The following is an 8,756-nucleotide window of genomic DNA, read 5'->3' on the forward strand; positions in this document are numbered from 1 at the left end:
GCTGGAGCGCCCTCCGAAGAGCACCACCACCGTCTGCTTGTCCATTGCCCGTCCCTTCCCCCTGCGGGGTGTCGTCGTCGGTGGTCAGATGGGGGGCGATGTCGCGCGGATCCATGGCGCCGTCCAGCACCATCTTCACCTGCTCGACGATCGGCATCTCCACGCCGGCGGCGCGGGCCAGCTGCAGGATCGGCGCGACGGACGCGAGTCCCTCGGCCGTCTGCTGCATCTGCTTGACCACGTCCTGGAAGCTGTATCCCTGACCGAGCAGGCGCCCGGCCGTGTTGTTGCGGCTGAGCGGCGACTGGCACGTCGCGATCAGGTCGCCGAGGCCGGCGAGACCCTGCAGGGTGCCCGGCTGCGCGCCGTTCGCCACCGCGAAGTCGGTCATCTCGACCAGCCCCCGGGTGATGATCGACGCCTTGGTGTTCTCGCCGTAGCCGACGCCGTCGACGATGCCGATCGCGACGGCGATGAGGTTCTTCAGCACGCCGCCGAACTCCGTGCCGATGACATCGGTGTTCACGAAGCTGCGGAAGTAGCGGTTGCGCGCGGTGCGCGCGACGATGTCGGCCGTCTCCTGGCTGTTCGAGGCGATGACGGCGGCCGTGGGCTGCTCGCGCGCGATCTCGAGAGCCAGGTTCGGTCCGCTCGCCACCGCGATGCGGTCCGGGTCGCAGCGCAGCTCCTGCTCGATCACCTGGCTCATCCGCAGTCCGGTGCGCTTCTCGACGCCCTTCATGAGGCTCACCACGGGGACGTCCGAGTCCCGCAGCAGCGGGCGCAGCGCCTTGAGGTTCTCCCGCAGGGTCTGGCTGGGCACCGACAGGTACACCTGCTCGGCGCCCTGGATCGCCTCGGCGAGATGGTGGGTGGCCGTCATCGAGCGCGGCAGATTGATCCCGGAGAGGTACTGCGAGTTGCGCTTGGCCTCGGCGATCTCGTGGGCCAGCTCCTGCCGGCGCGCCCACATCGTGACCTGGGCGCCGCCGTCGGCGAGGATCTTGCCGAAGGTGGTCCCCCAGCTGCCGGCCCCGATCACCGTGACGCGAGGCCCGAGCGGGATCGACGCGGTGCGCGGTGCGTTCCTAGGAGTCAAGACGACCCGTCTCCCTCTGGCCGTGCTCGGCCGGGTTCCAGCGCGTGGCCGGGGCCTTCTCGCCGCGCAGCTCCTCCAGGAGGGCCGTGATGGCGATCATCAACCGGTCCGTGGCCTCCACGAGGGCGGCGTTCTCCCCCGCACGGTCGTACAGGTCCGAGATGTCGACCGGATCCCCGATCAGGACGTCGACCTTCTTGCGCGGCGGCCAGAGGCTGAGGCCCTTCTGGTAGCGGCCCATGATGTTCTGCGTGCCCCACTGGGCCATCGGGATGAGCGGGATCCGCCCGGCGAGGGCGAGGCGGACGGCGCCCGACTTGCCGCGCATGGGCCACAGCTCGGGGTCGCGCGTGAGCGTGCCCTCGGGGTACACGATCACGCCGCGGCCGTGCTGCACGAGCTCCTTCGACTGCGCGATGGTCTGCTTCGCGGCGGCGACGGAGGTCGACCGGGCGACGGGGATCATCCCGGTCCCGCGCAACGCCCAGCCCAGCACGGGCACCCGGAACAGGCTCTCCTTCGCCATGAAGCGGGGGGCGCGGCCGAGCCGCCACACCGCGACGGCGACGATCAGCGGATCGAACTCCGAGTAGTGGTTCGGGGCCAGGACGAAAGCGCCGGAACGGGGCACCTTCTCCGCGCCGCGGACGCGGATCTTCGCCAGGAACGCGACGAACGGCACCACGAAGACCGCCAGGAACCAGAACAGGCTCGGGCGGGTCTTCTCGGCGGTCGCGCGCATCTCAGCCGATCACATCGAAGTCGGCGCCCAGCGCGGTGAGCTTGTCGAGGAACTTCTCGTAGCCGCGGCTGAGGATGTCGACGCCGGAGACCTTCGACTCGCCGGTCGCCGTGAGGGCCGCGATGACGTGGCTGTAGCCGCCGCGCAGGTCGGGCACCACGATGTCGGCGCCGTGCAGCGGGGTCGGGCCGGTGATGACCGCGGCCTGCTCGAGATCGCGGCGCGCGACCCGGCGGGGACCGTCCTGCAGGCCGTGCGGGTGCACGACGATGTCGGCGCCCATCTTCACGAGCGCGGCGGTGAAGCCCATCCGGTTCTCGTACACGGTCTCGTGCACGACGGAGCGGCCGCGGGCCTGCGTCAGGGCGACCACGAGCGGCTGCTGCCAGTCGGTCATGAAGCCGGGGTGCACGTCGGTCTCGACGATGACCGGCTTCAGCTCGCCGTCGCGACGGAACAGGATCCCGTCCTCGCGCACGTCGAACCAGCCGCCCGCCTTGCGGAAGACGTTGAGGAAGGTCAGCATCTCCTGCTGCTTCGCACCGCCGACGAAGATCTCGCCGTCGGTGGCGAGAGCGGCGCACGCCCAGGAGGCCGCCTCGTTGCGATCGAAGATCGAGCGGTGGTCGTAGCCGCGCAGCGTCTCGACACCCTCGATGAGGATGACCCTGTTCGGCTCGTAGGAGATGATCGCGCCCATCTTCTGCAGCACCGCGATGAGATCCATGATCTCGGGCTCGATCGCCGCGTTGCGCAGCTCGGTCTGGCCCTGCGCGCGCACCGCGGTGAGCAGCACCTGCTCGGTCGCGCCCACGCTCGGGTACGGCAGGTGGATGCTCGCACCCTTCAGCCCGTTCGGGGCGGAGAGGCGGATGCCGCTGGGCAGCTTCTCGACGACCGCGCCGAACTTGCGCAGCGCGTCGAGGTGGAAGTCGATGGGGCGGTCGCCGATGCGGCAGCCGCCGAGGTCGGGGATGAAGGCCTGGCCGAGACGATGCAGCAGCGGGCCGCAGAACAGGATCGGGATCCGGGAGGCGCCCGCGTGGGCGTCGATCTCCTCGAAGTGCGCCGACTCGACGTCGCTCGGGTCGAAGACGAGCGCACCGGGCTCGTCGCCCTCGGTGACGCGCACGCCGTGCACCTCGAGCAGGGAGCGCACCACTGCGACGTCGCTCAGGTCGGGGACATCGCGCAGCGTGCTCGCGGTCTCGCCGAGGAGGGTGGCGACCATGGCCTTGGTCGCCAGGTTCTTCGCGCCCTTCACGTCGACCCGACCGTGAAGCGGCCGTCCGCCGCGGATTGCCAGGACATCGCCCGAAGGCTTCGAAGCGAGCGTGGTCTCGTGCAGCGGTGTCGTCATTCAGGGCCTCTTCTTGTGGAACGGGCGCGGCCGGAGCCGTCGGGCGGATGCCCCAGGCTCACGGCCGCGTCCGATTCAACGAATAGGAAGCGTACGTGGCCGCCACGACTCGCGGCGGGCCTCGAACTGCGCGATCTTGTCTTCGTTGCGCAGCGTGAGCCCGATGTCATCGAGCCCTTCGAGGAGCCGCCATCTAGTGTAATCGTCGATCCCGATGGTGGTCTGGAAGACGGGCTCGCCTGTCGCTTCCGCCGCTCCGGTCGGAGCGCCGATCGTGGCCGTGCGGGCCTCGAGGTCGACCGTGATCTCGCGGCCGGGATCCTCGTCGATCAGCGCCCAGATCCGCTCGATGTCGGCCTCGTCGACGGTCGCGGCGAGCAGTCCCTGCTTGCCGGAGTTGCCGCGGAAGATGTCCGCGAAACGCGGGCTCAGCACGACCTTGAACCCGTAGTCGCGCAGAGCCCAAACCGCGTGCTCCCGGCTGGATCCGGTACCGAAATCGGGGCCTGCGACGAGCACCGACGCGTTCCGGAACGGCTCCTGGTTGAGCACGAACCCGGGGTCCTGGCGCCAGGCGTGGAACAGCGCGTCCTCGAATCCGGTCTTGGTGACCCGCTTCAGGAACACCGCGGGGATGATCTGGTCCGTGTCGACGTTGGAGCGCTTCAGCGGGGCTGCGACGCCGGTGTGGGTGGTGAACTTCTCCATGCTCAGGCCTCCTGCCCGTTCTCGACGAGGTCGCTCGGGCTGGACAGCGTGCCGCGCACGGCCGTCGCCGCCGCGACGAGGGGCGAGACGAGGTGCGTGCGCCCGCCCTTCCCCTGCCGGCCCTCGAAGTTGCGGTTGCTCGTCGACGCGCACCGCTCGCCCGGTGCCAGTTGGTCCGGATTCATCCCCAGGCACATCGAGCACCCGGCGAACCGCCACTCCGCGCCGAAGTCGGTGAAGACCTTGTCCAGTCCCTCGGCCTCGGCCTCCAGACGCACGCGGGCGGATCCGGGGACCACCATGACGCGCACGCCGTCGGCCTTCTTCTTGCCCTTGATGACGGACGCGAAGGCGCGCAGGTCCTCGATCCGGCTGTTCGTGCAGGAGCCCATGAAGACGGCATCGACCTTCACGTCCTTCAACGGGGTGCCGGGCGTCAGATCCATGTACTCGAGTGCCCGCTCCGCGGCGCTGCGCTCGTTCGCATCGGCGATCTCGGCGGGGTTCGGCACCGAGGCCGACAGCGAGACGCCCTGACCGGGGTTGGTCCCCCAGGTGACGAACGGCTCCAGCGCGTCGGCGTCGATGAACACCTCCGCGTCGTAGGTCGCACCCTCGTCCGTCGGCAGCGTGCGCCAGTATGCGACGGCGTCGTCCCAGTCCTGCCCCTGCGGCGCGTGCGGCTTGCCCTGCACGTACGCGAAGGTGGTCTCGTCCGGGGCGACCATGCCGGCACGGGCGCCGGCCTCGATCGACATGTTGCAGATCGTCATGCGGCCCTCCATCGAGAGGGCGCGGATCGCGCTGCCGCGGAACTCGAGCACGTAGCCCTGGCCGCCGCCGGTGCCGATCTTGGCGATCACGGCGAGGATGATGTCCTTCGCCGTGACGCCGGGCCGCAGCGTGCCGTCGACCGTGATCGCCATGGTCTTGAAGGGCTTCAGCGGAAGCGTCTGCGTGGCCATGACGTGCTCGACCTCGCTCGTACCGATGCCGAACGCCATCGCCCCGAACGCGCCGTGCGTCGAGGTGTGCGAGTCGCCGCAGACCACGGTGATGCCGGGCATGGTGAGCCCCAACTGCGGTCCGACGACGTGCACGATGCCCTGTTCCGCATCGCCCAGGGAGTGCAGGCGCACGCCGAACTCCTCGGCGTTGCGGCGCAGCGTCTCGATCTGCGTGCGGCTGGTGAGGTCGGCGATCGGCTTGTCGATCGCCAGCGTCGGGGTGTTGTGGTCCTCGGTCGCGATCGTGAGATCCAGGCGGCGCAGCAGGCGCCCCTCCGAGCGCAGGCCGTCGAAGGCCTGGGGGCTCGTGACCTCGTGCACGAGGTGCAGATCGATGTAGATGAGATCGGGTTCGCCGTTCTCGCCCTTCACCACGAGATGGTCGTCCCAGACCTTCTCAGCCAGCGTCCGGGGTCGGGGGGATGCGTCGTTCATGCGTTGCTTCTCCTGGGTAGTGGTGCGGCCGTGTCCCCTGAAGAGCAGGGCGCGACTCCGCGGCGAGAGAGGCCTAGATCGAGGTCTCGCCGCGGCTGCTAAGGAGAAGCTGCACCGCCTGCATGCGCACGAGTTTACAACGGCCCAGGGTGGGTGTTTCCCACCCACCCTGGGCCGTTCCGGTGCGCGGAAGGACATGTTGCGAAGAATTCTTCGCACCTTTACGGTGGGTCGCATGGTCGCCGAAGAACTCACCACCGCCCAGCTGCGCGTGCTCTCGCATCCCCTGCGCCTGGCGTTCCTGCGCCGGCTCAGGGAGGGCGGACCTGCGACCTCGCGGGCGCTCGGACGTGAATTCGAGCTGGACTCCGGCGCCGCGAGCTATCACCTGCGCCGGCTCGAGGCGGGCCGGCTCATCCGAGAGGATCCGGCGCTCGGCACCCGACGGGAGCGGTGGTGGCGCGCCGTCGACGACATCTCCCAGTTCGATCCCGCCGTGCACGACGATGACGCGGCGGCCCGCCGGTACGTGCAGTCGGTCGTGCTGGCGGCGGCCGAGGAGCTGCAGCGGGTCGCGGGCGCCGTTCCCGGTGCCGACCGGGCCTGGCTGTCCGAAGCGGCGTTCATCGACCTGCGCGTCCCGCTCGACGGCGAAGGGCGCCGGGCGCTGCGCGATGACCTCGTGGCGGTCATCGAGCGTCACCGGCACGACGCTCGCGACGATGCAGCGGGGACTTCCACCGAGGTGCGCCTGCAGATCTACGAGCAGCCGTGACCGGCCTCGGGGTGCGGCGGGATGCGGCGCGGTGGGTCTTGGCGTACACCCTCGCCGTGCTCGGCGACGTCACCTACTATCTGGTTCTCACCTGGGCGGCCGCGGAGGCGGGCGGCGCGCGCTGGTCCGGCATCATCCTCGCCGCGGGATCCCTGCCGCGGCTGCTGCTGCTCCTGGCCGGCGGCATGCTGGCCGACCGCCTGGACCCTCGCCGCATCGCGATCTGGACCGACTCCACACGGGCGGCGACACTGGCCGTCGCGGTGCTGCTCACGGCTGCGATCGGCCTCCTCCCCTGGTGGCTGACGATCGTCGCGGTGATCTTCGGGATCGTCGACGCCTGCTTCCTCCCCGCCGTCGGAGCCATGCCCGCCAGGCTCGTTCCGCCCGAGGATCTGACGCGGCTTCAGGCCTGGCGGATCACGGGGCTGCGGGTCGCGAACGCCGCCGGGCCCGTGCTCGGCGCCCTGCTGCTCGTCGCCGGCAGCACGATCGCGTTCGGAGCCGTCGCACTGCTGTTCGTCGCATCCGTCCTGCTGCTGCGAACGATCCGTCCCCTTCCCGCCGGCGCCCGGGGCGCGAGAATCGCGGCGGCGGAGTCCGGATCCGGCTGGCGGGAGGTGAAGCGGCTGCGGCTCACGACGCTGGTGATCGGCACCGCGCTGTCCGAGCTGCCGTTCTCCGGGCCGGTCGCCGCCGCGATCGTGCTGCTGGTGCAGGGACGCGGCTGGCCCGCGGGCATCGCCGGGGGCGTGCTCGCCGCGTTCAGCCTCGGCGGGCTGGCGACGAGCGTGCTCCTGTCGATGACGACGCGCACCGGCGGCCGCGCCGTGATGCTCGTCTCCGTAGGGGCGACCGCCCTCCTGCTGATCGCGTTCGGCGCATCCGCCGATCCGGGGGCCGCCCTCCTCTGGGGTGCGGCGCTCGGCGTCACCAGCGGCGTGACCATGGTGCTGTGCCAGGGGCAGGTGCAGCGCGCCACACCACCCGCCCTGCTCGGACGCGTGACGGCGATGCTGACCCTGCTCACGCTGGGGCTGAGTCCGCTCGCCTATGCCGGCGTCGGGCTGGTCGCCGATCTCGCCGGCGTCCCCACCCTGTTCACCGCAGCGGCCATCGTGGTCGCGGCCTCAGGCGCGGTGCTCGCGACAGCGCGCTTCGGGGCTCCCGCGCCGCCTGCCCCTGCCGAGGGGTGATCTCCGCGGGGACGGGGCGAGGCCGCGCACCGCGCCCCCGCGCTCGTCACTCCGCGAGAGCGCGCTCGCGACGCTTCTCGCGTCCCGAGGCGATCAGGCTCGCCCCGGTGGCGCCGAGCATCGCGACGACGATCACGGTGAGCGACAGCCAGATCGGCACGTCCGGCGCCCACTCGATGGGCTTGCCGCCGTTGATGAAGGGCACGCTGTTCTCGTGCATCGCGTGCAGGACCAGCTTGACGCCGATGAAGGCGAGGATCACGGCGATGCCGTAGTGGAGGTAGCGCAGGCGGTCGAGCAGATCGCCGAGGAGGAAGTAGAGCTGGCGCAGACCCATCAGGGCGAAGATGTTCGCCGTGAACACGAGGAAGCTGTTCTGCGTGATGCTGAAGATCGCGGGGATCGAGTCGATCGCGAACATCAGATCCGTGACGCCGATCGTGACGAACACGATGATCATCGGGGTCCAGATCCGCTTGCCGTCCACGACGGTGCGCAGCTTGGGGCCGTCGAACTCGTCGCTGACGGGGACGAGCCTGCGCACCAGGCGCACGGCGAAGCCCTCCTTCGCGGCGGTCTCGTCCTCCTGCTCCTTCTCCGGCATGGCCTGGCGGATCGCGGTCCAGATGAGGAAGGCGCCGAACAGGTAGAACACCGGCGCGAAGTTCTCGATGATCGTGACGCCGAGGAGGATGAACACGCCGCGCAGGACCAGCGCGATGATGATGCCCACCATCAGCACCTCCTGCTGCAGCTTCCGCGGCACGGAGAACTGGGCCATGATCAGCACGAACACGAAGAGGTTGTCGATCGAGAGGCTGTACTCGAGGGCCCATCCGGTGAGGAACTCCCCCGCATGGCGGCCGCCCGCGACCGCGAGCAGGAGCCCGGCGAATCCGAGTGCCAGGGCGACGTAGAACACGACCCAGAGCGTGGACTCCTTGGTGGAGGGGATGTGCGGGCGCCAGCGCACGATCAGCAGGTCGCCGATCAGGATCAGGAGCAGAACGGCGAGCGAGACGATTTCGAACCAGACGGGAACGTCCACAGGGGCCTTTCGAAGAGGTCGGTCAACGGCCGAAAGTCTCTTCCCCGCCGAATGGCGGTCACGCGCCCGGAGACCCGGCAACGGGCCTCGTGATGACGATCGCGTGAAGTCGGAATACTCCCCTTCGCGGAGTCCATTCTACGGCACGGGCGGGAGCGGGAGCTTCGATCGACCCGGAGGGCGTGGGATCCCGCGCGGATCGTCCTCCACAGTTTGGTCTTCGGTCGAGTTATCTCCTGTTTGGAAATCTGGGTTGATCTGGGGTTCGAATGTCGGTGGTGGCGGGGAGGATGGGGGTATGAAGACGTGGGATGCGATCGCGGCGCTGATCCCGACCCTGGCCGGGCGGATCAGTGCGGGTGCGGGCGCGTCGGACGTGCAGGCGG

Annotated in this window: 8 protein-coding genes; 2 read left to right on the forward strand and 6 right to left on the reverse strand. The window is 69.9% G+C overall.

Translation table 11 applies throughout. The annotated features are described in order from the left end of the window. The 5 genes from B7X32_RS15155 to leuC form a co-directional block, all read right to left on the reverse strand. Positions 1–1,099: NAD(P)H-dependent glycerol-3-phosphate dehydrogenase (locus B7X32_RS15155; RefSeq protein WP_366246997.1), on the reverse strand; the 1,099-nt coding region annotated here is incomplete at its 3' end. Continuing rightward, complete coding sequence (locus B7X32_RS15160) at positions 1,089–1,841, reverse strand: lysophospholipid acyltransferase family protein (protein WP_292721320.1); 753 nt, start codon at positions 1,839–1,841, stop codon at positions 1,089–1,091. The genes B7X32_RS15160 and B7X32_RS15155, both read right to left, overlap by 11 nt. 1 nt (position 1,842) lies before the next feature. Then, on the reverse strand, positions 1,843–3,201 hold the full coding sequence (gene murA, locus B7X32_RS15165) for a UDP-N-acetylglucosamine 1-carboxyvinyltransferase (protein WP_292721323.1): 1,359 nt from the start codon (positions 3,199–3,201) through the stop codon (positions 1,843–1,845). Between the two features lie 75 nt (positions 3,202–3,276). Then, positions 3,277–3,909: a 3-isopropylmalate dehydratase small subunit gene (gene leuD / locus B7X32_RS15170; RefSeq protein WP_292721326.1), complete on the reverse strand. Its 633-nt coding sequence runs from the start codon at positions 3,907–3,909 to the stop codon at positions 3,277–3,279. 2 nt (positions 3,910–3,911) lie between these two features. Beyond that, on the reverse strand, positions 3,912–5,351 hold the full coding sequence (gene leuC, locus B7X32_RS15175) for a 3-isopropylmalate dehydratase large subunit (protein ID WP_292721329.1): 1,440 nt from the start codon (positions 5,349–5,351) through the stop codon (positions 3,912–3,914). Positions 5,352–5,586: 235 nt separating this feature from the next. Between leuC and B7X32_RS15180 the strand changes: the two genes are divergently transcribed. Beyond that, entirely contained in the window at positions 5,587–6,126 is a 540-nt protein-coding gene (locus tag B7X32_RS15180) for a helix-turn-helix domain-containing protein (RefSeq protein WP_292721331.1), read from the forward strand. After that, complete coding sequence (locus B7X32_RS15185) at positions 6,123–7,322, forward strand: MFS transporter (RefSeq protein ID WP_292721333.1); 1,200 nt, start codon at positions 6,123–6,125, stop codon at positions 7,320–7,322. The genes B7X32_RS15180 and B7X32_RS15185 overlap by 4 nt, the downstream gene beginning before the upstream one ends. A gap of 46 nt (positions 7,323–7,368) precedes the next feature. On the opposite strand, the gene B7X32_RS15190 is transcribed toward B7X32_RS15185, so the two are convergent. Further along, positions 7,369–8,370, reverse strand: coding sequence for a TerC/Alx family metal homeostasis membrane protein (locus B7X32_RS15190; protein WP_292721335.1), 1,002 nt, complete (start codon positions 8,368–8,370; stop codon positions 7,369–7,371). Positions 8,371–8,756: the final 386 nt, after the last annotated feature.

The organism is Microbacterium sp. 13-71-7, assembly GCF_002257455.1.
GTDB lineage: Bacteria > Actinomycetota > Actinomycetes > Actinomycetales > Microbacteriaceae > Microbacterium.